General features: G+C 63.6%; 18 protein-coding genes. 17 read left to right on the top strand and 1 reads right to left on the bottom strand.

The genetic code is table 11. From position 1 onward, the window contains the following. Positions 1-83: 83 nt before the first annotated feature. Both AUL39_RS09885 and AUL39_RS09880 read left to right on the top strand, forming a co-directional pair. Positions 84-1,460, top strand: a complete 1,377-nt coding sequence (locus tag AUL39_RS09885) for a hypothetical protein (RefSeq protein WP_059055782.1) — start codon at positions 84-86, stop codon at positions 1,458-1,460. 398 nt (positions 1,461-1,858) lie between these two features. Continuing rightward, a complete protein-coding gene (locus tag AUL39_RS09880) occupies positions 1,859-3,100 on the top strand; it encodes a deoxyguanosinetriphosphate triphosphohydrolase family protein (RefSeq protein ID WP_059055780.1) in 1,242 nt (413 codons plus the stop codon). A 72-nt stretch (positions 3,101-3,172) separates the two neighbouring features. On the opposite strand, the gene AUL39_RS09875 is transcribed toward AUL39_RS09880, so the two are convergent. Further along, positions 3,173-3,958 carry a gamma-glutamyl-gamma-aminobutyrate hydrolase family protein gene (locus AUL39_RS09875; protein ID WP_059055777.1) on the bottom strand — a complete coding sequence of 262 codons (786 nt, stop codon included), beginning with the start codon at positions 3,956-3,958 and terminating at the stop codon, positions 3,173-3,175. A gap of 401 nt (positions 3,959-4,359) precedes the next feature. Here AUL39_RS09875 and AUL39_RS09870 point away from each other — a divergent pair, with 401 nt between their 5' ends. From AUL39_RS09870 to AUL39_RS09800, 15 genes are all read left to right on the top strand, one after another. Further along, positions 4,360-5,790, top strand: coding sequence for a replication-associated recombination protein A (locus AUL39_RS09870; protein WP_082667371.1), 1,431 nt, complete (start codon positions 4,360-4,362; stop codon positions 5,788-5,790). Between the two features lie 213 nt (positions 5,791-6,003). Beyond that, a complete protein-coding gene (locus AUL39_RS11375) occupies positions 6,004-6,495 on the top strand; it encodes a hypothetical protein (RefSeq protein ID WP_059055775.1) in 492 nt (163 codons plus the stop codon). Positions 6,496-6,669: 174 nt separating this feature from the next. Then, on the top strand, positions 6,670-9,144 hold the full coding sequence (locus AUL39_RS09860) for a glycoside hydrolase family 3 N-terminal domain-containing protein (protein ID WP_059055773.1): 2,475 nt from the start codon (positions 6,670-6,672) through the stop codon (positions 9,142-9,144). A 417-nt stretch (positions 9,145-9,561) separates the two neighbouring features. Beyond that, positions 9,562-11,364 carry an ABC transporter ATP-binding protein gene (locus AUL39_RS09855; RefSeq protein ID WP_059055770.1) on the top strand — a complete coding sequence of 601 codons (1,803 nt, stop codon included), beginning with the start codon at positions 9,562-9,564 and terminating at the stop codon, positions 11,362-11,364. Between the two features lie 566 nt (positions 11,365-11,930). Continuing rightward, a complete protein-coding gene (locus AUL39_RS09850) occupies positions 11,931-12,587 on the top strand; it encodes a DUF948 domain-containing protein (protein WP_059055768.1) in 657 nt (218 codons plus the stop codon). After that, a complete protein-coding gene (locus tag AUL39_RS09845) occupies positions 12,580-12,972 on the top strand; it encodes an ATP-binding protein (RefSeq protein WP_059055766.1) in 393 nt (130 codons plus the stop codon). The genes AUL39_RS09850 and AUL39_RS09845 overlap by 8 nt, the downstream gene beginning before the upstream one ends. Beyond that, complete coding sequence (locus tag AUL39_RS09840; protein WP_082667370.1) at positions 12,965-13,894, top strand: SigB/SigF/SigG family RNA polymerase sigma factor; 930 nt, start codon at positions 12,965-12,967, stop codon at positions 13,892-13,894. The genes AUL39_RS09845 and AUL39_RS09840 overlap by 8 nt, the downstream gene beginning before the upstream one ends. A gap of 141 nt (positions 13,895-14,035) precedes the next feature. Next, positions 14,036-15,439 (top strand): AI-2E family transporter, encoded by a 1,404-nt coding sequence (locus AUL39_RS09835; RefSeq protein ID WP_160327075.1) that lies wholly within the window; start codon positions 14,036-14,038, stop codon positions 15,437-15,439. After that, on the top strand, positions 15,426-18,065 hold the full coding sequence (gene alaS, locus AUL39_RS09830; protein ID WP_059055761.1) for an alanine--tRNA ligase: 2,640 nt from the start codon (positions 15,426-15,428) through the stop codon (positions 18,063-18,065). The genes AUL39_RS09835 and alaS overlap by 14 nt, the downstream gene beginning before the upstream one ends. Beyond that, the gene (ruvX, locus tag AUL39_RS09825; protein ID WP_059055759.1) at positions 18,066-18,491 is read left to right on the top strand and encodes a Holliday junction resolvase RuvX; all 426 of its coding nucleotides are present in this window, start codon (positions 18,066-18,068) and stop codon (positions 18,489-18,491) included. A gap of 12 nt (positions 18,492-18,503) precedes the next feature. After that, complete coding sequence (mltG, locus tag AUL39_RS09820) at positions 18,504-19,847, top strand: endolytic transglycosylase MltG (RefSeq protein WP_070807621.1); 1,344 nt, start codon at positions 18,504-18,506, stop codon at positions 19,845-19,847. 5 nt (positions 19,848-19,852) lie between these two features. After that, positions 19,853-20,398 carry a YqeG family HAD IIIA-type phosphatase gene (locus AUL39_RS09815; protein WP_059055841.1) on the top strand — a complete coding sequence of 182 codons (546 nt, stop codon included), beginning with the start codon at positions 19,853-19,855 and terminating at the stop codon, positions 20,396-20,398. Between the two features lie 46 nt (positions 20,399-20,444). Then, a complete protein-coding gene (locus tag AUL39_RS09810) occupies positions 20,445-20,984 on the top strand; it encodes a shikimate kinase (RefSeq protein ID WP_082667369.1) in 540 nt (179 codons plus the stop codon). Next, positions 20,981-22,225, top strand: coding sequence for a hypothetical protein (locus AUL39_RS09805; protein ID WP_082667368.1), 1,245 nt, complete (start codon positions 20,981-20,983; stop codon positions 22,223-22,225). Before AUL39_RS09810 ends, AUL39_RS09805 begins: the two co-directional genes overlap by 4 nt. Positions 22,226-22,302: 77 nt before the next feature. Then, positions 22,303-23,430 (top strand): M24 family metallopeptidase, encoded by a 1,128-nt coding sequence (locus AUL39_RS09800; protein ID WP_059055755.1) that lies wholly within the window; start codon positions 22,303-22,305, stop codon positions 23,428-23,430. Positions 23,431-23,780 lie beyond the last annotated feature (350 nt).

Here is a 23,780-nt window from a genome sequence, read left to right as displayed (position 1 = left end):
AAAATCGGGCAGCAACTTACAGACAGATTGGTGACGTTCGCCGAATTGTCACGTAGCGGCATGGTGATCAGGAAGTGACCCATATGACTAGTCTTCATGGACGCGAGCTTGAGGAAGAGTTCCTCTCGGCGGCGCGCGAGCTTGCCGGTGACGTTGAGAGCAGGGAGGCCGGGGACCGTTACCTACTCACCACCCACGCGCTCTACCACGGCGGACCCGTTTCTTGGGCCATGACGCCCAAGATCTTTGACGGCGAGCAGATTAAGATCCTGCGCGATGCCGCCGAGACCATGGGTCGCATCATGGACAAGATCACTGCCGAGTACCTGCGCAATCCTGAGTTCCGTAAGCTCTTCCACTTCTCTCCGGAGCTTGAGGAGCTCACGCTTGTACCCACCGGCTACGAGCAGATGATTCCCATCGCGCGTGTGGATGTCTTCTTCAACGAGGAGACGGGCGACTACCAGTTCTGTGAGCTCAACACAGACGGCTCTGCCGGCATGACCTCGACCGTCGAGGTCACCCGCGCCATCCAGGCAACCCAGGCCTACCGCAAGTTTGCCGAGAAGCACCCCAACATCACGACGTACGATGTCGTGGGAGAGGCCATCGACGCCATTCGCGACACGTATGTGAGCTGGGCAAATGCCGACCGTTTTGGCAGCAGCGTTGAACATCCGTCGCTGTGTATTGTCGACTACGCCGAGAGTGCGTCGACGGACGAGCTTGAGGACTTCCTCTGGCGTCTCTCCGACAGGGGCATCTATGCTCAGTTCTGCGACATTCGCGACCTGCATATCGAGCACGTGGCCGGTACCGACCTCCTCATGGCGCCCGGTGGCCCCGTCTCCTGCGTGTACCGCCGTGCTGTCACGTCCGAGATTGCCGAGAAGCCCTGCGCCGGAGCCGACGCCCTGGCAGAGGCTGCGCGCCGTGGCCTTGCCTGCGTCATTGGCGGCTACAGGACCTGGCCGTGCGCCACAAAGACCGTCTTCGCGATTATGCGCTCGGATGCGGTAGATGGCATACTCACTCCCGAGGAGCGCGCCTTCATCGACGCACACGTTCCGGAGACGGTGCTGCTCGCCGCCGATTCTGATCTCTCGCCCTATGCCGAGAAGGACCGCTGGATCGTGAAGCCTGCGGGTGGCTACAACGCCGTGGGTGTGGTGGCCGGCCTTGACTGCAAGTCGCAGGAGGAGTGGGAGACCGCGCTTGCCACCTGCGCAAAGAACGGCGGTGTGGTGCAGGCGTATGCGCCTCAGTACCGTACGCCCACCCTGCGCGGCGGCGTTCTCAAGCCTGGCGAGGACCCGCTCGACGCCCCCGAGATGAGCAACATGGAGGGGCTCTTCCTCTTCAACGGGAAGTTCGGCGGCGTCTTCACCCGCTGTGGCATTGGCAACGTCATTGGCGAGTGGACGCACCGCCTCAACATGGGCTGCCTCGTCGTGGAATGAGACAAAGGGAGTTTCCCTTTGTCTCACGACGCTCTCTCTGGTGCCGGCTTGACGCCCGAGGCACGTTATCGCAGGAATCACGTACAAAGTTGCTGCTCCGGCGTCAATTTGGCGCCGGAGCAGCATTTTCATGCAGTTGTGTCGGCGAGAGACACCTATGACTCTGGAAAACTGCGACTTAATAGCCGTCAAACGAGAAGCCACTTGCCCCTTACCTGCGGTTTCTCTCATCGACGCACGAGGCTAACTGCTATTAAGTCGCAGTTTTCCAGAACCGGCCTACGACCTCCGTTCGGCATGGCGTTCTCCATGCGGCCCGGCGTCCTTCTCGCCGCTCTAATTACTGTCGCGCGGCCTTGCTAGAATCTGCCTCGATAAACAACTCGCAGGAGGCAGCCATGGAAGTCACCAACAAGCTCGCGCCTCACCTCACGGGGCAGCTCTCTCCCCAGGTGCAGCAGGCCATCGCAGACCGTCGCGCAAGCGGGGTCCTCTCGCCATTTGCCACGCCCAATGCAGCCGCACTTCGCCGCGACAAGACCGAGCGTGACCAGGAGAGCGTCTTGCGACCGGCCTTTGTGCGCGATTCCGAGAAGATTATGCACATGTCCGCGTACAACCGACTTGCCGGAAAGACCCAGGTCTTCTCGTTTCGTGCGGATGATGACTTGGCCCGCCGCGGCCTGCATGTGCAGCTCGTCGCGCGCGTGGCCAGAGACATTGGCGCTGCCCTCGGCCTCAACCTTGACCTTATCGAGGCAATCGCGCTTGGCCACGATATTGGCCACACGCCTTTTGGCCACGCAGGCGAGCGCTTCCTAAACGACGTCTACCATGCCCGCACCGGCCGCTTCTTTGCGCACAACGTGCAGAGCGTTCGCGTGCTCGACGTCACCTATGGCAGGAACCTCGCACTCCAGACGCTGGATGGCGTGATCTGCCACAACGGCGAGTTCGAGCAGCAGGTTTTTGAGACAAGCAACCTCGATGGCTTCGATGAGTTTGACCGTGGGGTGGAGGAGTGCTGGGAGAAGGGTGGCCCAGCTATTGCGCGCTTGCGTCCTATGACGCTTGAGGGCTGCGTGGTGCGCGTCTCGGACATCATCGCCTACGTGGGCAAGGACCGCCAGGACGCCATTCGCGCTGGTCTTTGCACTGAGAAGAGCTTCGATGACGGCCTTGGCGGGGCATACAACGCCTGGGCACTGGGGGCCTTCGTCGCTGACGTGGTCGAGAACAGCTTGGGCAAGCCGCGCATTGAGATGAGCGAGGAGGGCTTTGCCGAGATGCGCCGAGCAAAGCGCGAGAACTACGAGAAGATCTACGGCGCCTCGGAGGTCAACGGGGACTTCTCTCGCGGCGTCTCGGAGCTCTTCTCGCTGCTCTACGACCACGAGCTCGAGGCTCTTCGCGCAGGTGACGAGGCCGCCGCCATCTTCCGCCACCACATCGAGCCGCTGGGGCGCCACCTCGCGCCCTATGGCCGCACGTATGACTGGGAGACAGACCCAGACCTTGCGGTGGTGGACTTCATCTCGTCGATGACGGACGACTACTTCATGGCTACGTGCTCGGAGCTCTTCCCCAAGGCGCGCGAGCTCTTCCCACGGCGCGGGTACTTCGAGGGCGTACGCCCGTAAGGCGTGGGCGGCTGCGGGGCTAAAGCCTTCACTACAGTGAAGATATTGCTTGCGGAGAGGCAAAAACCTTCACTACAGTGAAGATGCCTGTGTTGCGCGCTCCGCCGCGCCGTGCTCGCGCGCGGCATCGACGAAGGCACTGAAGAGCTGCGACTGCGTGCGCAGCTTCTCGGGATGCCACTGCACGCCCAAAAAGAAGGTCTTCTCGGCAAACTCCAAGCCCTCCGGCGTGCCGTCCTCGGCCCACGCAACAACGTGCCCCTCGGGCGCTTGCTTGCAGATTGCCTCGTGGTGGAGCGAGTTCACCTCGCCCGAGGTGAACCCCAGAATCTTTGCCAGGCGGCTCGTCTCGGCAATGCGCACGTGGTGGACGGGGGTGTCTGGCTGGTCGAGCCTTCTGTGGACGATGGTCTTGGTGGGGTAGTCGTTGATGTCGCGCACAAGTGTGCCGCCAAGGGTCACGTTCATGACCTGCATGCCGCGGCAGATGCCAAGCACCGGAACGTCGGCGTCCCAGCATGCGCGCATGAGCGCCCACTCGAAGGCGTCGCGCGCAGCGCAGGTGAGCGAGATCTGCGAGTGGCTCTCCGGTGCGTAGGCGTTGCCTCCAAAGGAGCAGTCGGCAATGTCGCCACCGCCCGTGAAGAGGATGCCGTCAAGGCGACGCACGATGTCGGGGACCAGGCTGGTTGCGTCAAAGCCAAAGGGGATGGTGTAGGGGAGAGCCACCGGGATGCCTCCCGCATCTGCCACCGAAGCAGCGTAGTGGTCATCCGTCATGGTCCAGTTTGGGTTCTCGGGGTCCTCCCGGGGCCTAGACGTGATGCCGATGAGCGGCCTTGTGGCTGCGATTGTCATGTTTCCTCCCCTGCGCGACCTTCCGGTGGATACCTTAGCCGACCAAAGGTGCCTCGATCTGTTTGGGTTGCCAATACAGAAAAAACGAACGCGCCGGAACGAGGAGCCGGCCGAGAAGAGCCAAGCGAGAATGGCCAGGAGCGAATGACCTGCAGCGAAGGATCTGGAGCGAAGGACCGGGCGTCGAGAAGAGCCTGGCGAGGGTAGCTTTGGTGCCGAGGACACCCCGTCTCTAGCCGAGAACAGTCCGTCTCGAGAAATGTGCGGCTTAATTGCAGTCTCTGTGAGGTGATGCCGAGAAAAACCGCAGGTAGAAGGCTTGTACCTTTTTGTCTAACTGCAATTAAGCCGCAGTTTTGCCAAGCCATCAATTTTGTCGCCCCTGGGCTACAATCGCTTGCATGGACAACCTCTTCACCAACATAGAGCACTACAAGCGCACGATGAACGCCCCGCTCGCCGCGCGCATGCGTCCGCAGACCCTCGAGGAATACGTGGGCCAGACCGAGGCCGTTGGTCCCGGCAGCTGGCTGCGCACGGCAATCGAGCACGACACGCTCTCCTCGGTGATTCTCTACGGCCCTGCTGGTACGGGAAAGACCACGCTGGCGCGCATTATCGCCAACTCAACGCACGCGGAGTTTGTCGAGGTCTCGGCCGTCACGGGTACCGTGAAGGACCTCCGGCGCGAGATTGAGGCCGCCGAGAGCCGCCTGCTCTCCCTTGGCCGTCGCACAATCCTCTTTGTGGACGAGATACACCGCTTCAACCGCTCGCAGCAGGACGCGCTGCTGCACGCCGTGGAGGACCGCACCGTGGTCCTGGTGGGCGCTACAACCGAGAACCCCTACTTCGAGGTGAACTCCGCACTGCTATCGCGCTCTCGCGTGGTGGAACTTGAGCCGCTCGATGATGACTCCATCCGCACTATCGTGCGCCGCGCAGTCACCTCGGAGTATGGCCTCAAGGGCGCCTTCACCCTCGATGACGACGCGCTCGAGGAGATCGTCACCCTTGCTGGCGGCGACGGTCGGGCGTCTCTCACCTCGCTTGAGCTGGCGAGCCAGATGGCCGCGCCGGCCGGTACGGCCACGCCGGAGGAGCCCGTGCGCATCACGCGAGCCCACGTGCTTGAGGCCAACCCACGCCACGGTCTGTCCTACGACAAGTCCGGCGACATGCACTACGACATCATCTCTGCCTTCATCAAGTCCATGCGTGGAAGCGACCCTGACGCGGCGCTCTATTGGCTGGCGCGCATGCTCGACGCGGGGGAGGACCCCAAGTTCATCGCGCGGCGCATCTTCATCCTGGCCTCGGAGGACATTGGCAATGCAGATCCGCAGGCGCTTCTCGTTGCTGAGGCGGCGTTCAAGGCAACCGAGGTCATCGGCCTTCCGGAGTGTCGCATCAACCTCGCGCAGGCCGTGGAGTACATGGCGCTCGCGCCCAAGTCCAATGCCGCCGAGGCGGGCATTGACGCTGCGCTGAAGGAGGTCCGCGAGGGGCCGCGCCGGGAGGTGCCCAGCTACCTGCGCGACAGGCATCGTCCCGGCTCCGACGAGTACGGTCCCTACCTCTACCCCCACAACTATCCCGCTGGCTGGGTGGAGCAGCGCTACCTGCCCCAGGGCCTCGAGCGCGGTGCGTTCTATCACCCCAGCCCCCGCGGTTGGGAGGCCTGGCGCATTGAGGCCACGGCGCGCGACCGGGCAGGGCTTCAACCCAAGCCGGTGGATACGGGCGAGAAGGGCACCGCAGGTGCTGCCGGCGCGGACGCTGCCGCGAACGGCGCCGATCCCACCAAAAACGACGCTCCCGGCAAGGCGTAGGCGCCGAGAAATACCGCTCGCCGCCTCTCTCGCCACCGCTTGGCCCTTCCGTCCGCCGTTTCAGGATGCAGGACACGCCAGAAATTCGACAGGTTAGTACGGTTCCCCTCATTCGAGGCGTCATCGATTTGTAATGACTCTCGAGCAAGGCGCACCGAATACCGATGCGCGGGATGGCCGGGATGGTCCCGGCCAGAGGGGAAGGAACCTAGCATGAAGAAGCAGGTACTGGTTGCGGGTCTGCTTGCCGCAACGCTCTGCATGCCGCTCGCAGCCTGCGGTGGCTCGTCGACCTCGTCTACCAGCTCGTCGTCCTCCACGACCACGAGCAGCACGAGCACGACCTCCAGCTCGTCAAAGGACAGCTCCAGCTCCGAGTTCGACGCCAACAAGGCCTACGCCGGCCAGTGGCGCGGCTCCGTCGAGATCACCGGCCAGACCGTCTACGGCACCGCCGGCGGCAGTGAGCAGATGCTCGATGTGAACCTTAACGATGACGGCACCTGCGAGGTCAAGCCCCTCGAGGCACACGCCGACCTCCTCACCGACACGGGCACCTGGGAGGGCACGAAGGACGAGATCACGCTGCACCTCTCGTCCAAGGACATCACGCTCAAGGTCGTCGACAAGAACACGCTCGAGGGCAACGCCGCCGACTTCGACATCGCCGACTTCGACACCATCAACTTCGACTTCTACGGCTAACAGCATGGAGACAAAGGGAGTTTCCCTTTGTCTCATGGGCCACGTGGGCGGGCGTTGGGAGCGCCGTGCCCGTAGGTCCTAACGCTACGCGGGAATCGCCACGGCCACATGGCCGTGCGGAGGGAAGGCTGCGGCCCCCTGTGGGAGGGGGACCGCACGACAAGAGGAGAAAGAATGGGAAACAACCTGACGCGCAGGAACTTCCTTGCTGGGTCGGCTGCCGCGGCGGCGCTCGCGGGGCTTGCTGGGTGCTCGACCGGTGGCACCGCGACGAGCACGGACAACGCTGCGAACAAGAAGGGCAACGGCTACACCGAGACGGCAACCGACTACGGTTACACCATCGTTGACAACGGCGATGGCAAGCAGCTGTCCTACTCGCCAGACTCCGGCCTCAAGCTCATCGAGAAGGACGGATACGCGTTCAAGGACTTCGAGGGCACCGGCGAGCTGGTTCCCTACGAGGACTGGCGCCTCTCCGCTGAGGAGCGCGCCGAGGACCTTGCTGGGCGCCTCTCTATCGAGCAGATCGCTGGTCTTATGTGCTTCTCTGGGCACCAGAGCAAGGTTGAGGACGATAGCTCGGTGACCGATGAGCAGAAGCAGTTCCTCGACGGAAACGTTCGTGCCGTTCTCAATGCTGCTTCTGCATACCCTGCGTTTAAGCAGGCTGCTTGGGCAAATAACATGCAGGCATACGTAGAGGCATCGGAGAACAAGATCCCCATCAACTTCTCCTCAGATCCTCGTAACGGCAGGAACTGCGTCGATTGGCCCGGCAACCTCGCCCTTGCCGCTACGTTTGACCCCGAGGTCGCCAAGCGCGCTGGTGCTGGAATTGCTCACGATCTTCGCAGGATGGGCATCTCCATGTTCCTTGGCCCTCAGACCGACGTCGCGTCTGACCCCCGCTGGACGCGCTTCTCCGGTACCTTCGGTGAAGACCCCGCACTTTCCCGTGATACCTGCAAGGCCTTCATCGACGGCATGCAGTCCACGACCGATGACAACGGAAACGATGTTGGCTGGGGCAAGGACTCGGTTGCCGCTATGGTCAAGCACTGGCCGGCGGAGGCCCCCGGCGAGGGTGGCCGAGAGGGCCACAAGGATGGCGGCAAGTTCGCCATCTATCCCGGCAAGAACTTTGAGGCATGCATGATTCCGTTCGTGGATGGTGCCTTCAAACTCGATGGTAAGACCGGCACCGCGTCATCTGTCATGACCTCCTACACCATCGCGTTCGACCAGGACAACGAGTATGGCGAGCTGGTTGGCTCTGGCTTCTCGAAGTACAAGGTCACCGAGCTTCTCCGCGATCGCTTTGGCTTTGCCGGCTCTGCGTGCACCGACTGGGCGGTGCTTAACGATCCGGGCGCAGGTATGGCTACCTGCTGGGGTCTTGAGGACACAAGTGTCTGGACGCCCGCAAAGCGCGCCTCGAAGTCTGTCTCCGTCGGTGTCGACCAGATGGGCGGCTGCAACGACCCCACGCTGCTTGTCTCCGCTTATAACGACATGAAGGAAGAGCTTGGCGAGGATAAGGCAAACGAGAACTTTAAGAATTCCGCCAAGCGTCTGCTTCTGAGCTACTTCAACACCGGCATCTTTGAGGATCCCTACATTGACGTTGACGCTACTCGTTCCGAGGTCGACAAGGGCGACGACGCCACTAAGGAAGAGGCTCTCTCCGACCAGGTCAAGGGCATCGTTATGCTCAAGAACCACGGCAACGTTATCAAGGCTGGTTCCGAGAGCGCAAAGCCCAAGGTCTACGTCCCCATGCGATTCTCGAAGTCTTACCGCGCTGCCGGTTTCATGGGCGGATGGTCGGAGACCCCGTCGGCGTGCGAGCTTCCGCTGTCTGATGGAACACTCAAGAAGTACTTCGACGTTGTTACCGATACGCTTGCCGATACTCTCACCGGTCCCGTTAACGAGAAGACCGGCAACGCCACTCCCACGCTTGATGACCTCACGAGGCTTACCGCTTCTGACATCGCTGACGTCGATTATGTCCTCGTTTGCGCCAAGGCACCGAGCAACGCAGATCCCAGGTCCTCTCAGGACGAGGACGGCAACTATGTGCCGCTCTCTCTCCAGTATCGCCCCTATACTGCGGACTCCGAGTACGTGCGCCAGACCTCGATTGCCGGTGACCCTGCTGATGGCTCCAAGTGGGCAGAGCATGAGTCTGCGAAGGGCGTCGAGATTGAGAACCGCAGCTACTATGGCAGGACCTCCAATATCACCAACGAGTACCAGCTCGACCAGATCCTTGAGGCGGCGGCACTTGCCAAGGAGGCCGGTAAGCCCTGCATCGTGATTCTCGACATCACTCAGCCCATGTGCGTCCACGAGTTTGAGTCAGAGGTTGACGCCATTCTCGTCTCTATGTCCGGCTCTACAGAGGCGGCTTGCCGTATTGTCGCCGGTCTTGATGAGCCCTCTGGCCTGCTCCCGATGCAGATGCCTAAGGATATGGTTGACGTCGAGAAGCAGCTTGAGGACATCTCTCGTGACATGGAGTGCTACACCGACGTGGACGGCAACACCTACGACTTTGCCTTTGGTCTGAACTACTCTGGCCAGATTTCGGATGATCGTACGAAGAAGTACGGCGTTGATCCGCTGACCAAGCTGGCCGACTAGCCCCACCCTCCCTGCTCGACCGCACTCTCCCGGCGGTCGAGCAGGTCCCTTATGAGACAAAGGGACTGTCCCTTTGTCTCATTCCTTGTAGGGACGCGTCATTCTTCCTCCTATATCCCAGCGCGTCCCAGCGAGCGGGGTCGGCACTGCGCCGGCCCCGGTTCGTGTATCTCAGCGTGCTGCGGCAGCGTATTGAATGGGGTTACGTGTTGCCGGAAGGGCACTTTTGGCGAAGAATGTCGCCAGAACTCACTCTTCGGCGACATTTTGTCTCCGGAAGGCCGGTTTTGGCGAGATTTGCAACATCCGGCGCTCTCCGGAGACAGCGTGCGTCTCCCGCCACCCCGCAGCCCCACCCCGTCCCCATCCGCTATGATGTCGCGCGGACAACATTCGCGTCACACGTAGGGATCACTCATGAGTACCGTTTCACCCAAGTCCCCGGCGCAGCACCGCCGCGGACTCTTCGCTAGTTTTCTCGGCTACTACGCAGGTCAGATGCACCTCTTCATCGCAGACATCGTCTGCGCCATCGTCGTCGCCGGCATCGACCTTGCCTTCCCCCAGATCCTCCGCACGCTCACGGGTGGCCTCTTCCGCCAGGGCTCGGATGCCATCACGTCCGCCCTCGTCTACCTTCTCGTGGGCTTTGTCGTCATGTACGCCGTGCGCTTTGGGTGCCGCTACTTTGTGGCCTACTGGGGCCACGTTATGGGCGCGCGCATGGAGAGCCGCATGCGCGAGGACCTCTTCGACGCCTACGAGCGCATGAGCCTCTCGTTCTTTGACCGCAACAAGTCCGGGGACCTCATGAGCCGCCTGGTGAGTGACCTCTTCGACATCTCCGAGGCGGCACACCACGGCCCCGAGTTCTTGCTCATCGGCTTCATCGAGGTCGTGGGTTCGTTTGCGATCCTGTCGTTTATCAACGTGCCACTCACCGTCTGCCTGGGCGTTGTTCTCGCCATTCTCGTCGTCTACAACCTGCGGGCAAACCTCCAGATGAAGGCCGTCTTTCGCGAGAACCGCGTGCGCATCTCCAACGTGAACTCGCGTCTGGAGGACAGCCTTGCCGGCGTCCGTGTGGTCAAGAGCTTTGCCGCCGAGGACGTTGAGCGCGAGAAGTTCCGCGAGAGCAACGAGGCATACCTCGACTCGAAGGTGCGCATGTATCGCGCCATGGGCCGCTACCAGGCGGGCATTGCCGCGCTCATGGGCATCCTCTACACGCTCATCGTGGTGATGGGCGGCTGGCTCATCGCCCAGGGGCAGATGGAGGCCACGGACCTTGCCACCTACGCCCTGTACATCTCGCTCTTCACCACACCCATCGAGAACATCCTCAACTTCACCGAGACCTTCCAGAAGGCCATTGCAGGCTTCCGACGCTTCAAGGAGATGGTCGACTCCCAGCCCGAGATCGAGGACGCCCCCGGCGCGTCGGCGCTCAAGGTGACCAAGGGTGCCATCTCCTACCACGACGTCCACTTTGCGTACGACAGCGGGGACGGCGAGGGCGCGGGCGAGAACCCCGAGGTCATTCGTGGCCTCAACCTGGACATTCGCCCCGGCGAGACCATTGCCCTGGTGGGCGCCTCCGGCGGCGGCAAGTCCACCACCTGCGCGCTTCTCCCGCGCTTCTACGACGTGGATTCTGGCTCCATCACCATCGACGGGCAGGACGTGCGCTCTGTTACCCAGCGAAGCTTGCGCGAGGCCATCGGCATCGTCCAGCAGGAGGTCTACCTCTTTGACGGGACCATAGCCGAGAACATCGCCTACGGCAACCCGCGCGCGACCATGGCCCAGATAGAGCAGGCTGCCGAGAAGGCCAACATCGCCGAATTCATCGAGACGCTGCCCGACGGCTACGAGACCCAGGTGGGGGAGAGGGGCACCCGTCTCTCGGGCGGGCAGAAGCAGCGCATCGCCATCGCGCGCGTCTTTCTCAAGGACCCGAAGATTCTTATCCTGGACGAGGCCACATCGGCCCTGGACAACGAGTCCGAGCACGCTGTGCAGGAGTCGCTTGCGTCGCTCTCGCGCGGGCGCACGACCATCGTGATTGCGCACCGCCTCTCGACCATCAAGGACGCCGACGAGATTGCGACGATTGACGCCGGGCGCGTTGTTGAGCGCGGTACGCACGAGGAGCTTCTCGCCCGCGGCGGCACCTACGCGCGGTACTACCGCATGCAGTTCGAGGGCGCGCGAGCGTAGGGTTGCGCGAGGAGCAGCGAGGCGCCACGGTGGCGAGCGGCGCCGGCCCTCTCGGCCATGCCGCGGGATTTCGCCGGTTAGGCCGCCCTAACCGTTCGAGAAATTCCTAAACGGCGAAATGGCGCGGCATTGAAGCACCGTGGCGGTAATTTGCCTTCCGGCGAGATGTCGACGCCGGAAGGGCCCTTTTGTGCGTGGTAGCTGCGATAACGTGCGCTCGGGCGCCAAAAAGACGCCGCAGCGGCGGTCTCGTACGCACTTGCTGCGATAATGTGCCCACGGGCGCCAAATCGGCGCCGGAGAGTGAGTTTCCGCAGGAAGTGCGTACGAAATCATCGTTTGGGCGTCGTTTTCTCGCCCGAAGGCGCATTTCCGCAGCGAGCGCGCACGTAACCCCTCGCCCCAGCTCCGACGCCACGTCCATCTCGCCCCCCAGAGCCTTTGCCGTTCAACAGGTGTCTGGCATGCGTCCAAGTTCATGCAAACGGGTAGAATGTCGGCGTACGTGTGGTGCGCCGTGTCCCTAGGCAGTCCCTAAGGGAGCGTCGCAAGAGAAGGGACACAAGATGAGTCCTCTGGACATCGCCCTCGTCGTGCTTGTTATCGTGGCCATCTGGGCCGTGGTCGAGCTTGCGCTTACCATCCGCAAGGCGCGCGCTTCCGTCGACGAGGTCACTACTTCGGCAAACGAGACCATCGCGCAGGTGCAGCCCATCATTGCCAAGGTCGACGGCATGGTCGACGACCTCGACCCCGCCATGAAGCAGGTCAACCCGCTCCTCGTCAAGGCTGGCGAGACCATCGATGGGGCCACCCAGAGCCTCGATAGCCTCAACAGCATCCTGGGTGACGTCTCCACGGTCACAGGCACGGCCTCTGCCGTGACGGACACGGTAAGCAAGGGCGTTGCCGGCGCCGCTGGTGCCGTTGCCGGAGCGGTCTCCAAGCTCGTGGGCAAGGGCGAGGCGCCCCAGGCGCGCCTCGAGGACGCAGCGGGCAAGGAAGGCGAGAAGGCTGAGGAGAACGCCGCGCCCGCCCCGCAGCACACCACCGCGTATGTGACCTACGCGCCGGTCGAGGCCGAGAAGACCGCATCCGCCGCAGACCCCGCACCCGCTGCGGACACCGATTCCGCCGCAGAGAAGCAGCCCCACAAGCCCAGGCACGCCGCGCCCGTCTCCACCACGGAGGCCGCGGCAGATGGCGAGGAGAACAATGCCTAGCACCAGTATCGTCAAGCTCAGCGTTCCCGCGGAGGCGCGCTTCGCCCGAGCAGTTCGCATGACCGCCTCCAACCTTGCCGTCTGCTGCGACATGAGCGTGGACGACGTCGAGGACGTGCGCATGGCCGCCGAGGAGGGCTTTGTCTACGCCTGCGCGACCAGGCCCGCCACCTGCGACATCGTCTTTGGCCTTGCGCCGGACGGCATGACCGCAGACTTCTCCCTCGGCGACGAAGACCCTGACGAGGCCACAGACCCCTCCGGCGAGCCGCAGCCCATCGACCTGGTTGAGGTCCTTCTCGGCGCCGTGTGCGACGACTTCAGCATCTCGGAGGACGGTCGCACGCTGCACCTCTCCAAGCGAATGGACGTGAAGAATGCCTAGCGCCAGCACCACGAACGCGCAGGAGACCGCGAACACGCCAAACGCCGCGAATGCGCCCAGCACGCAGGAGACCGAGGAGGAGCGCGCCGTACGCGAGGCGTCGGAGGCGCGTGCCGAGAGGGCCCGCCACCGCTCGCTTCACCGCACGCCAAAGGGGAAGGCCGCCTGGGACAAGGACCGCACGCGCGAGCTCTTCCGCCAGTACAAGGCCACGGGAGACCCCGAGGTACGCGACCAGCTTATCGTGAGCCACCTCAACCTGGTCCGCTTCCTCGCGTCCAAGTTCAAGAACAGGGGAGAACCCCTGGACGACCTCATCCAGGTGGGTACCATCGGCCTCATCAAGGCCATCGACCGCTTCGACCCGTCGCGAGGCCTCGAGTTCACCACCTACGCCACGCCAACCATCCTGGGCGAGATAAAGCGTCACTTCCGCGACAAGGGCTGGTCGGTCCGCGTGCCAAGGCGTCTGCAGGAGCTCTCTGCCAAGGTCAACCAGGCAAACGACGAGCTTACCAACGAGCTCTCGCGCAGCCCCTCCGTCGAGGAGATTGCCAAGCGCGTGGGCGCAAGCGTCGACGACGTCCTCGAGGCCATGGAGTCCTCGAGCGCCTATAGCTCGGTGCCGCTCGAGGGAGGCGGCTCCTCGGATGACGATGACGCCCCCTCGGTCATCGACCACTACGCCACCGAGGACGAGAGCCTTGCCGCCTCGGACGACCGTATCGTCCTCGAGGATGCCATCAGGGACTTCTCGCCGCGCGAGAAGGACGTCATCCGCATGCGTTTCTTCGAGGGCATGACGCAGGTCGAGATTGCCGAGCGCCTGGGCATCTCGCAGGTGCAGGTCTCGCGCCTCCTTCGCCGCACGCTCCGCCGCGTGCAAGAGAAGATCGACCCAGAGGGCCTTATGAGCAAGTAGCGTCATCTGCGGCGCCGGGGCTTCGGCTCCGGTGCCGTTTTTTGTGTGGCAGCCGCGCGGTTCTCGTCCGTCCTTTGCTCCCAACGGCCATAACACCCCACCTTGCTACAATGAGGTGCTCGAATACGAGGGGAGATGCCGGTGGGGAACAAGGACGCTGACGAGAAGTACGCTGCTTGGCGCAGGCGCCTGGTGGTTGCCTGGGCAATAGTAGGCGCCATCGCGGTCTTTGTCCTCGCCGTGCGCGGCCTTTCGATGATTGGCGATGCGGTCGAGCTGCTGCTCATGGGCATCATCATCGGCTTCATCTGCAGTCCCATTACCAACGCGCTCGAGGACCGCCGCGTTCCCAGGGCGCTTTCCGCTCTCGTCTCGCTTCTTGTGGTGCTGGCGGTGCTCGCGGCGGTCATCGTGGTTCTCGGCGGCACCTTCGTCCAGCAGTCCGTCGAGGTGTTGCGCCAGGTCCCCAGCTACATCCGAAGCATCCAGGACGCCCTCTCAAACTTCTGGGAGAGCTACGGAACCTCGGACAACGAGCAGTTGCAGAACATGGTCAACTCCATCGTCCAAACCGTCTCGTCCGCCGGCAGCTCTATGGCCTCTGACACAGTGCGCCAGCTCTCGAACGGCGCCGTCTCGGGGCTCTTCGATACCGTGGACAACCTTGTGAACTTCTTCCTGGCGCTCATCCTTGCGTATTGGTTTGCCAAGGACTACCCCGTGATCGTGCGCGAGCTTGCCATGATCGCCGGCCCTTCTCGCAAGGACGACATGACGCTGCTCCTCGCCGTCATGAGCCGCTCCATGGGTGGCTACATGCGCGGACAGCTCATCTGCTCGTTCATCAACGGCATCGCCGTGTGGCTGGGGCTAGCGCTTCTCGGCCATCCCTACGCGGGCCTCATTGCCATCATCACGTTCTTCATGCACTTTGTGCCCGTGATCGGCCCGTTTGTCTCGGCGGCGCTCGCCACGCTGCTCGCCCTCTTCGAGAGCCCCTGGCTCGCGCTCTGGTCGCTCGTGGTGATGGTGGTCGCGGCCAACGTGACGGACAACGTCATCTCGCCACTCATCATGCGCTCGGCCGTCAAGATCCACCCCGTCCTCTCCATCGTAGGCATCGTGATTGGCAACTGCCTGGGCGGGATCATCGGCATGGTTCTCGCCATCCCGCTCACGGCCGCCATCCGTGGCGTCTTTGTCTACTACTTCGAGACGCGCACCAAGCGTCAGCTTGTCTCCGAGGATGGCGCGCTCTTCCAGAGCACCCCGCACCAAGACGCCCAGGGCAACGTGGAAGCCGTCTATGACGCCCTGGATGATGAGAAGTTCTTTGAAAGCACGCGCCTTGTGACCTCGTCTGCGTGGTCACGCGCGCGCAAGGTGACAAAAAATGCAAGTAATGACCATGAAAACGCTGTGTACGCGGCCGATATGAGTAAAAATAGGAACGTTGCAACCAACAAGCAGGACGGCGACGACACCAGCCCGGCGGCCAAGGCTCCGGCGTCGTCCACAGACGAGGAGAGACATGAGCGCGTCTGACTACAAGACCATGACCACGGCAGAGATTCGTGAGGACTTCCTCAAGTTTTTCGAGGGCAAGGGCTGCAAGCTCTACCCATCCTCCTCGCTCGTGCCGGATGATCCGTCGCTGCTTCTTGCCAACGCCGGCATGAACCAGTTCAAGGAGTACTACCAGGGCACCAAGACCATGAAGGAGATTGGCGCCTGCTCCTGTCAGAAGTGTCTGCGCACCAACGACATCGACAACATTGGCGACGCGCGCCATCTCTCGTTCTTCGAGATGCTGGGCAACTTCTCGTTTGGCGGCTACACCAAGGCCAACGCCATCGAGTGGGCCTACGAGTTCATCACGTCGCCCGAGCACCTGGGCCTGCCCAAGGACCGCCTCTACATGACCGTCTTCAAGGACGACGAGGAGGCCATCGAGCTCTGGCACGAGCAGGGCGTTCCCTACGATCACATCTCGCGCCTGGGCGAGGAGGACAACTTCTGGGCCGCCGGCCCCACCGGCCCCTGCGGCCCCTGCTCCGAGATCTACTTTGATCAGGGTCCCGAGTTTGAGGGCGAGAAGCCCGGCGACGACGGCGACCGCTATCTCGAGTTCTGGAACCTCGTCTTCACGCAGTACGACCGCCAGGAGGACGGCTCCATGCCGGAGCTGCCGCACCGCAACATCGACACGGGCATGGGTCTCGAGCGCATCGCGGCTATCATGCAGCACGAGGGCTCCAACTACGAGGGCGACATCCTGCGTACCCTCATCGGCGTGGGCGAGGGCCTTGCGGGCGTGCGCTACCACGACTCCGCGACTACCGACAAGAGCCTGCGCATCGTGGCCGATCACTCCCGTGCCGTCACGTTCATGATTGGCGACGGCATCCTTCCCTCCAACGAGGGCCGTGGCTACGTGCTGCGCCGCCTTCTCCGCCGCGCCGTCTACCATGGTCGCCTCATGGGCATCAAGGGCCAGTTCCTCACCACCTACGCCCACGAGGTCACGCGCCTTCTCGGCGACACCTACCCCGAGCTCGTCGAGCAGCAGGCGCTCATTGACGGCATCATCAACGCCGAGGAGGAGCGCTTTGGCGCAACCCTCGACAACGGCGAGGAGCAGCTCAAGGCCGAGCTCTCTCGTCTGGGCGAGGGCGAGCCCCTCTCGGGCGACGTTGCCTTCACCCTGCACGACACCTACGGCTTCCCCATCGACCTCACGCGTGAGATCGCTGGTGCTGCTGGCCACTCCGTCGACATGGACGCCTTCGACGCCGCCATGGAGGCCCAGCGCGAGCGCGCCCGCGCCACGGCCAACCGCGACGCCTGGGGCAAGGCCAACAACGTCTGGGTTGCCCTCTCCGACAGCCTCCCCGCGACCGAGTTCGACGGCTACGACCACGACGAGCTCTCTGGTTGCGAGGTTGTGGCCATCGTGCGCGACGGCGAGTCGGTCAAGGAGGCCGCGACGGGCGACCAGGTCGAGCTTGTGCTCGACCGCACGCCGTTCTACGGCGAGATGGGCGGCCAGGTGGGCGACACCGGCATCGTTGGCCCCGCACGCGTCACCAACACGCTGCACCACGAGGGCGGCCTCGTGGGCCACGTGGCCGAGGTCACCGACGGAGCCATCTCGGTGGGCGACCGCGTGACCGCCGTGGTCGATCACGGCCGCCGCGAGCTCATCCGCCGCAACCACACGGCCACGCACCTGCTTGACGCCGCGCTTAAGAAGGTCCTTGGCGACCACGTGAGCCAGGCCGGCTCGCTTGTTGCCCCAGATCGTCTGCGCTTTGACTTCACGCACTTCGAGGCCATGACCAAAGACGAGCTTGACCGCGTCGAGGGCATGGTCAACGCCGAGATCTTCGCGGCCGAGCCCATCGTGACCGAGGTCATGGGCATCGACGAGGCCAAGGCCTCGGGAGCCGTCGCGCTCTTTGGCGAGAAGTACGGCGAGCGCGTGCGCGTGGTCTCCACGGGCAGCTCCGACAAGCCCTTCTCGCGCGAGCTCTGCGGCGGCACCCACGCCCGCAACACCGCGGACCTGGGCATCTTCAAGATCGTCTCCGAGAGCTCCGTTGGCTCCAACGCCCGACGCATCGAGGCCGTGACCTCGATGGGCGCCATCGAGTATGTGGACGAGAGGCTCGCGCTTATGGACCAGGCGGCGGCTACGCTCAAGTGCCGTCCCGCCGACCTCCCCGAGCGCGTCTCCCAGATGCGTGACGAGCTTCGCGAGGCCAAGCGCAACATTGGCGTGGCCAAGGGTTCTGCCTCGGGCGACGTCGTGGCTGCCGCGCTGCGCAATGCCAAGGACCTGGGCGCATACCGCTGCGTCTTCACCAAGCTCAACGGCATCTCCGGCAAGGATCTTCGCTCCGTCTGGGACTCCATCCGCGACGGCGCAAAGGGCGAGCCCGTCGCGTGCGTCGTGGCCTCCACCACGCCCGACGGCAAGGTGGCGCTCCTCGCCGCTGGCACCGAGTCTGCGGTGGCCGCGGGCTTCTCGGCGGGCAACATCATCAAGGAGATTGCCGGCTTCGTGGGCGGCCGCGGCGGCGGCAGGCCCAACATGGCGCAGGCAGGTGGCTCTGACGCCTCTGGCATCGCCGCTGCCCTTGATGCGGCCAAGGCTGCCCTGGGGGCGTAGGTGCGAGCCCTTGCGCTCGACATTGGCGAGACACGCGTCGGCGTGGCGGTGAGCGACCCGCAGGGGCGCATCGCCACGCCGGTGTGCGTGCTCCCGGCGGCCGAGGTCTCCTCGGTTGCCCGCAGCTTCCGCAGGGTGCTTGAGGACTGGGAGCCCGAGGTCCTTGTCTGCGGGCGCCCACTCACCATGGCGGGAGAGGAGGGACCCCAGGCCGAGCGCGTCCGCGCGGTGGCCGAGCGCATCTCCGCTGCCACGGGCCTGCCCCTCGAGTTTGAGGACGAGAGGCTCTCCTCGGCGGAGGCCAAACGTATCCTGCGCGAGCAGGGGCTCTCTGAGAAATCCATGCGCGGCAAGGTAGACATGGTCGCCGCATCGCTATTCCTGCAGGCCTGGCTTGATGCTCGGCAGGTAGGACCTATGGTCTGAGAGGCAAACGACATGCCCACAAACAACCAAAACAACGAGAAGCCCCATCGCCGCGCGGCGCACTTCCGTGCGCCCGAGGAGGGATTGCAGGGGACCAACGCTGCTTCTCCGAGGCAGTCTCCTGCTGCCGCGACTAGCCGCCCGGCCAGCCGTTCGGCTGCGAATCGGCGCGCAGGTGCGTCGGCTCCTGGGTCCACCGGTGCCATTGGCGGTACGACAAGCCATGTCTCCGCGCGTACCGCAGCCGCCACCAGGCGTGCCGGCGCCCAGGGCAGGGGCCGCAGGCGTGGTGGGAACGGTCGGGGAACGGGACCCAAGGGCGTCACCGTTATCGTGGCGGTTCTCGCTGGCGTGGCTGCGTTTGTCGCGTTGTTCTTCGTCTTGGTGCTTCCCAGGCTCACCAAGGGGTCTGACTCTGGTGGCACGCAGGTAGTGGCTGGTCAGGAGGTCGAGGTCACCATTCCCGATGGCTCGACCACGGCAGGCATCGCGTCCATCCTCAAGGACGCGGGGGTCATCTCGGATACCTCCTCCTTCCTACAGGAGGTCCAGAAGCAAAACGTCGAGCAGAAGCTCAAGAGTGGCACGTACTCCCTGCTCACCGGCTCTTCTGACGCAAACGTGATCAACCAGCTTATGGCTGGCCCCAACTCCACGGCCTCGACGCTGCAGGTCCCCGAGGGCTACACCGTGGCGCAGATTGCCTCGCTTGTGGAGGAGAAGTTCGGCATCTCTTCCAGCGACTTTATCGCCCAGGCAAAGGCTTCTAACTACGTTGCCGACTATCCGTTCCTCTCCGAGGCGGCAAACGACTCGCTTGAGGGCTTCCTCTTCCCCAAGACCTACGACTTTGGCGGTCAGACGGTCACGGCAGACTCGGTCATCCGCGCGATGCTTACGCAGTACCAGACAGAGATTGCCACGCTCGACCTCGATACCGCCCGCCAGGCGCTGGAGGCGCGCTACGGCACGTCGTTTACCAACTATGACGTGCTCACCATGGCCTCCATCATCGAGAAGGAAGCCCTGACCGACGACGACCGCACACTCATCTCGTCGGTCTTCTACAACCGCATTGCTGCCAGCATGCCGCTTCAGAGCGACGCGACGCTTGCCTACACGCTGGGCCGTGAGGTTACCGCAGACGACCTGACGCAGGATGACCCCTACAACACCTACACCAACATGGGGCTCACGCCTACGCCCATCTGCAACCCTGGTCTGGCATCACTCACGGCGGCGGCAAACCCCCAGGACACCAGCTACTACTACTTCTACATCACAAGCTCGGTGCATGCCTTCTCCGAGACGTACGAGGAGCACCAACAGATCATTGCCCAGAACTCGGGGGCGTGAGTGACATGGCGCTTGGGTCCCTCTCGCCCTTCCGAGCCACGCGCTACGTTGCCTCGGTTGACCTGATTGACATTGACACGCTTGTTGCGGCAGGTGTGCGTCTGGTCCTTCTCGACCGCGATAACACCTGCGTGCCCAGGGACACCCACGTAGCGCCGCCTGCCGTAAAGGCGTGGCTTGGGCGCCTGCGCGACGCCGGCATCTCGGCATGCCTGCTCTCGAACAACTTCCACTCGGGCGAGGTAGCGGCCTCCGCGTGCGAGCTGGGCTGCCGCGTGGTCGACCATGCCATGAAGCCTGCGCCATTCTCGGCCTGGGTCGCCATGGCACGCATGGGCGTGGGACCCGAGCAGACGGTCATTGTGGGCGACCAGGTCTTCACCGATATCCTTGCCGGCAACCTTGCGGGCGTGCGCACCATCCTTGTGCGGCCGCAGTCGCGTCGCGACCTCTGGTACACGCAGATCTTTAGGCTGGGAGAGGCGCTTGTCCTGCGTGGTGTCGAGTTTGAGGGCGAGGGCCCCGGTGCGTCTGGCTGCAGTGACGGGTGATAGAATCAAGCGGTCAGGTACGTGCACGGGAGCAAGGAAGAACAAGTTGGGCGAGGGCTACGTCATCCACGAGGGTTGCGACCACATCTTCTTCGTGGGGTTTCTTGGCGCAGGCAAGTCCACTCTCGCACGCAACCTTGGCAAGCTCTTCTGTCGGCCCTATGTTGACACCGACCAGCTGGTGGAGCGGGCCCTTGGCATGAGCGTGCGCGACGTCTTTGCCTCTCGTGGCGAGGAGGGCTTTCGCGACGAGGAGACCAAGGTCCTGGAGGGTCTCGCGTCTCGAAAGTCCTTGCTGGTGAGCTGCGGCGGGGGAGTGGTCGAGAGGCCCGAGAACTGCGAGCTCATGCACCGCATGGGGGTTGTGGTCTATCTCGACGGGGATTTGTCTGACTCCCTGCGTCAGATGCGCTGCCCCGAGAGGCGCCCCGATCTGGGCGACGCCTCGCACGCCCGGGCGCTCTTCCGTCACCGCCGTCCGCTCTACCAGCAGACGGCCGACATCACCATCGACATTCGAAACAGGACCTTCGAGCAGGTGGCTAGCGAGTCCGGCCAGCTGCTCTGGGAGAGGGGGCTTTTGTGAGCGAGAACAGCCAAGTAGCGGACGCTGAGAAGGACGCGGGGGAGCGCGAAGGCGAAGACGCCAAGAGCGTGGCTGCGGCCCCTGCGACGGAGGCTGCACCCGCAGCGGAGGCCGCTGCGGAGGCCGAGTCCGAGGATGATGCCCCCGTGCGCATTCGTGCGAAGCGCCAGTGGGTAAACCTCCGTGGTAACTCCCTTGACGCCCGCGTGGGTGATGACCTTGTGGGCAACATGGGCAACGACCTGCGCGCCTACGTGGGAAAGCCCCGCGCTGCGGTACTCGCAACCGTGCCCGAGGCTCCGGCGGACGTCGTCGAGACCATTCGCCGCGACCTTTCCGACGTGGGCTTTCTCGTGCACATGGTCGACCTCCCGTCTGGTCCGGACGCCTCCTCAACTGCGGCGCTCGAATCCCTGTACGAGGGAATCGCTGAGACCGGTGCAACCGGCGACGACGTTGCCGTTGCCGTGGGCGGCGTGCGTGCCCTCTCTACGGCATCGTTTGCCTGCCACACGTGGTGCGGAGGCATGACGCTCGCGCAGGTTCCTCTCGACCCCACAACCGCGCTACTCGCCGGTGTGACCCCTCTCGCCCTTGACCTGCCGGGTGCAGACCAGATGATCACGCAGGACGGCACTGCGCGCTACGTCTACTGCGACCTCGACGTTATTGACGCCACGCGCACCGACGAGGCGGCCCTTTTCGCTCGCGCGCTCTTTGTGGCCAGTGCCATGGCAGATTCCGACAAGACGTTTGGCCGGCTCTTTGACCGCGCCAACGACATTGCCGCGCTCGACCGCGCCGCCATCTGCGAGCAGATGGTCGACTGCATGAAGAGCCGTGGCAAGATTATCTCGTCCACCTCCGTGGCCGTGCGCCAGTCAATTGGCTATGGCACAACGTTCATGCGTGCGCTTCGTCCCCTGGTGGGGGAGGACGTTCCCTCCTCGACCCTGCTTGCCGAGGCCATGCGCTTCTCGGCGCGCCTTTCTGTTGCGCAGGGTGGGTTCTCGATTGATGACATGCTCACGCAGGACGAGCTGCTTGACCGCCTTGGCCTGGGCTTCGTTGAGTGCGAGGTTGATCCAGAGGCCATGGCCGCCGCGCTCAAGGCGGAGCGCTTCCGTCGTTCGAACAAGTTCATGCTGGAGCTTCCGCGTGCGCTTGGTCGCGTGCGGCTTGCGGCCGTCGAGGACGACCAGCTTGCCGAGCACACGGCCGCGTGGTGCTCCTCAAGGTAGCGCTTCTCGCACATGCCGCCGCTTGCTGGCGGCGTTACTCGTCAATATTGTCCGTTTGCAAGAGAGAAGAGAGAATCATGGCAGATGCACAAGCCTGCGCCGCTCGCGTCGAGAGGTTCCGCGCGCTCATGGCCGAGAGGGGTTATGACGCAGCGATTCTTCGCAACAACCCCGACCTTCGCTGGCTTACTGGAGCCGAGCGTACCTTCGACGACGAGGTGGCCCATACTGCCTTCGTGACCGCCGACGGGCTGTGGCTCCACACCGACTCACGCTACTACGGCACCTTCCAGAGCCGCCTTGGCGCGGACACCCCCTGGAAGCTCGACATGGACATCGTGAGCCCCGCATGGTGGGCCGCGCAGCGCATCCGCGAGACCCGCTCGCGCGTCGTGGCCGTTGAGGACACCTGCGACCTCGCGTTCTTCGACGCGCTTGGCGAGGAGTGCGCCAAAGCGTCGGTGGCCGTCCTCGCGCCACGCCTCCATGGCGACATTGCTGGGCTGCGCATCGTGAAGGATGCCGAGGAGGTCGAGCTCATGCGCCACGCGCAATCGATCACCGACGCGGCGTTCGAGCACATCTGCGGCTACATCAAACCCGGCCTCACCGAGCAGCAGGTCCGCGCCGAGCTGGAGGGCTGGATGCTCTCGAACGGTGCCGATTCGCTCTCCTTCGACTCGATCATCGCTTCCGGCCCCAACGGGGCAAACCCCCACGCACAGCCCGGCGAGCGCTTGATCCAGCGCGGTGACATGATCGTGATGGACTATGGCGCCGGCTACCACGACTACCACTCCGACATGACGCGCACGGTTTGCGTGGGCGAGCCAAGCGACCTCCAGCGCAAGGTCTACGAGGCAACGCGCGCTGCGAACGAGGCATGCGAGGCAGCCATTCACGCTGGCGTCATTGGCCGCGAGATCCACGAGCTTGCGCACAAGGTCATCTGCGAGGCGGGCTTCCCTGAGTACTGCTTCGTGCACGGCCTTGGCCACGGTGTGGGCCTGGAGATTCACGAGCAGCCCATGTTCAACATGAGGAACGACAAGCCCATCCCTGCCGGCTCGGTGATTACCGTGGAGCCGGGTACGTACCTGCCTGGTCAGTTTGGCGTGCGCGTGGAGGACTTTGGCATCGTGACCGAGAACGGCTACGAGGTCTTCACCCAGTCGCCGCACGAGCTGGTGTGCATTCCCTGCTAGTGTGACGCTTTGCCCGTTTGCGCTGTTTGCCCCTCCGGCGTCATTTCGGCGCCGGAGGGGCTCTTTTGTACGTAGTTGCTGCTGCAACGTGCCCCTCGGCGTCATTCTGGCGCCCGTGGGCCCATTTCGACGGGATTTCTGTTGCAACGTGCCCTCCGGCGTCGACTTGACGCCCGGAGACCCATCTCGTGCGTAATCCCTGCGATAACGTCCCTCGGTCTGTCTGTGGGCGCGCTTCTCGGCCGGCGTATTTTTCGCCTTACATAAAAGAGAGGGACGCTCCTTTGCAATTTCCCGTTTGCGGTAAATGAATCGGTGAACGGCGTTAGAGAAAACGTATAGTCTGACCT

It is taken from the genome of Tractidigestivibacter scatoligenes, from assembly GCF_001494635.1.
GTDB classification, from domain to species: Bacteria; Actinomycetota; Coriobacteriia; order Coriobacteriales; family Atopobiaceae; genus Tractidigestivibacter; species Tractidigestivibacter scatoligenes.
This window is presented reverse-complemented; position numbering and strand designations above follow the sequence as displayed.

Excerpts from the sequence above, each read along its gene's own strand:
- AUL39_RS09885 (WP_059055782.1), top strand. The coding sequence starts at position 84 with ATGACTAGTCTTCATGGACGCGAGCTTGAGGAAGAGTTCCTCTCGGCG.
- AUL39_RS09880 (WP_059055780.1), top strand. The coding sequence starts at position 1,859 with ATGGAAGTCACCAACAAGCTCGCGCCTCACCTCACGGGGCAGCTCTCT.
- AUL39_RS09875 (WP_059055777.1), bottom strand. The coding sequence starts at position 3,958 with ATGACAATCGCAGCCACAAGGCCGCTCATCGGCATCACGTCTAGGCCC.
- AUL39_RS09870 (WP_082667371.1), top strand. The coding sequence starts at position 4,360 with ATGGACAACCTCTTCACCAACATAGAGCACTACAAGCGCACGATGAAC.
- AUL39_RS11375 (WP_059055775.1), top strand. The coding sequence starts at position 6,004 with ATGAAGAAGCAGGTACTGGTTGCGGGTCTGCTTGCCGCAACGCTCTGC.
- AUL39_RS09860 (WP_059055773.1), top strand. The coding sequence starts at position 6,670 with ATGGGAAACAACCTGACGCGCAGGAACTTCCTTGCTGGGTCGGCTGCC.
- AUL39_RS09855 (WP_059055770.1), top strand. The coding sequence starts at position 9,562 with ATGAGTACCGTTTCACCCAAGTCCCCGGCGCAGCACCGCCGCGGACTC.
- AUL39_RS09850 (WP_059055768.1), top strand. The coding sequence starts at position 11,931 with ATGAGTCCTCTGGACATCGCCCTCGTCGTGCTTGTTATCGTGGCCATC.
- AUL39_RS09845 (WP_059055766.1), top strand. The coding sequence starts at position 12,580 with ATGCCTAGCACCAGTATCGTCAAGCTCAGCGTTCCCGCGGAGGCGCGC.
- AUL39_RS09840 (WP_082667370.1), top strand. The coding sequence starts at position 12,965 with ATGCCTAGCGCCAGCACCACGAACGCGCAGGAGACCGCGAACACGCCA.
- alaS (WP_059055761.1), top strand. The coding sequence starts at position 15,426 with ATGAGCGCGTCTGACTACAAGACCATGACCACGGCAGAGATTCGTGAG.
- mltG (WP_070807621.1), top strand. The coding sequence starts at position 18,504 with ATGCCCACAAACAACCAAAACAACGAGAAGCCCCATCGCCGCGCGGCG.
- AUL39_RS09815 (WP_059055841.1), top strand. The coding sequence starts at position 19,853 with ATGGCGCTTGGGTCCCTCTCGCCCTTCCGAGCCACGCGCTACGTTGCC.
- AUL39_RS09800 (WP_059055755.1), top strand. The coding sequence starts at position 22,303 with ATGGCAGATGCACAAGCCTGCGCCGCTCGCGTCGAGAGGTTCCGCGCG.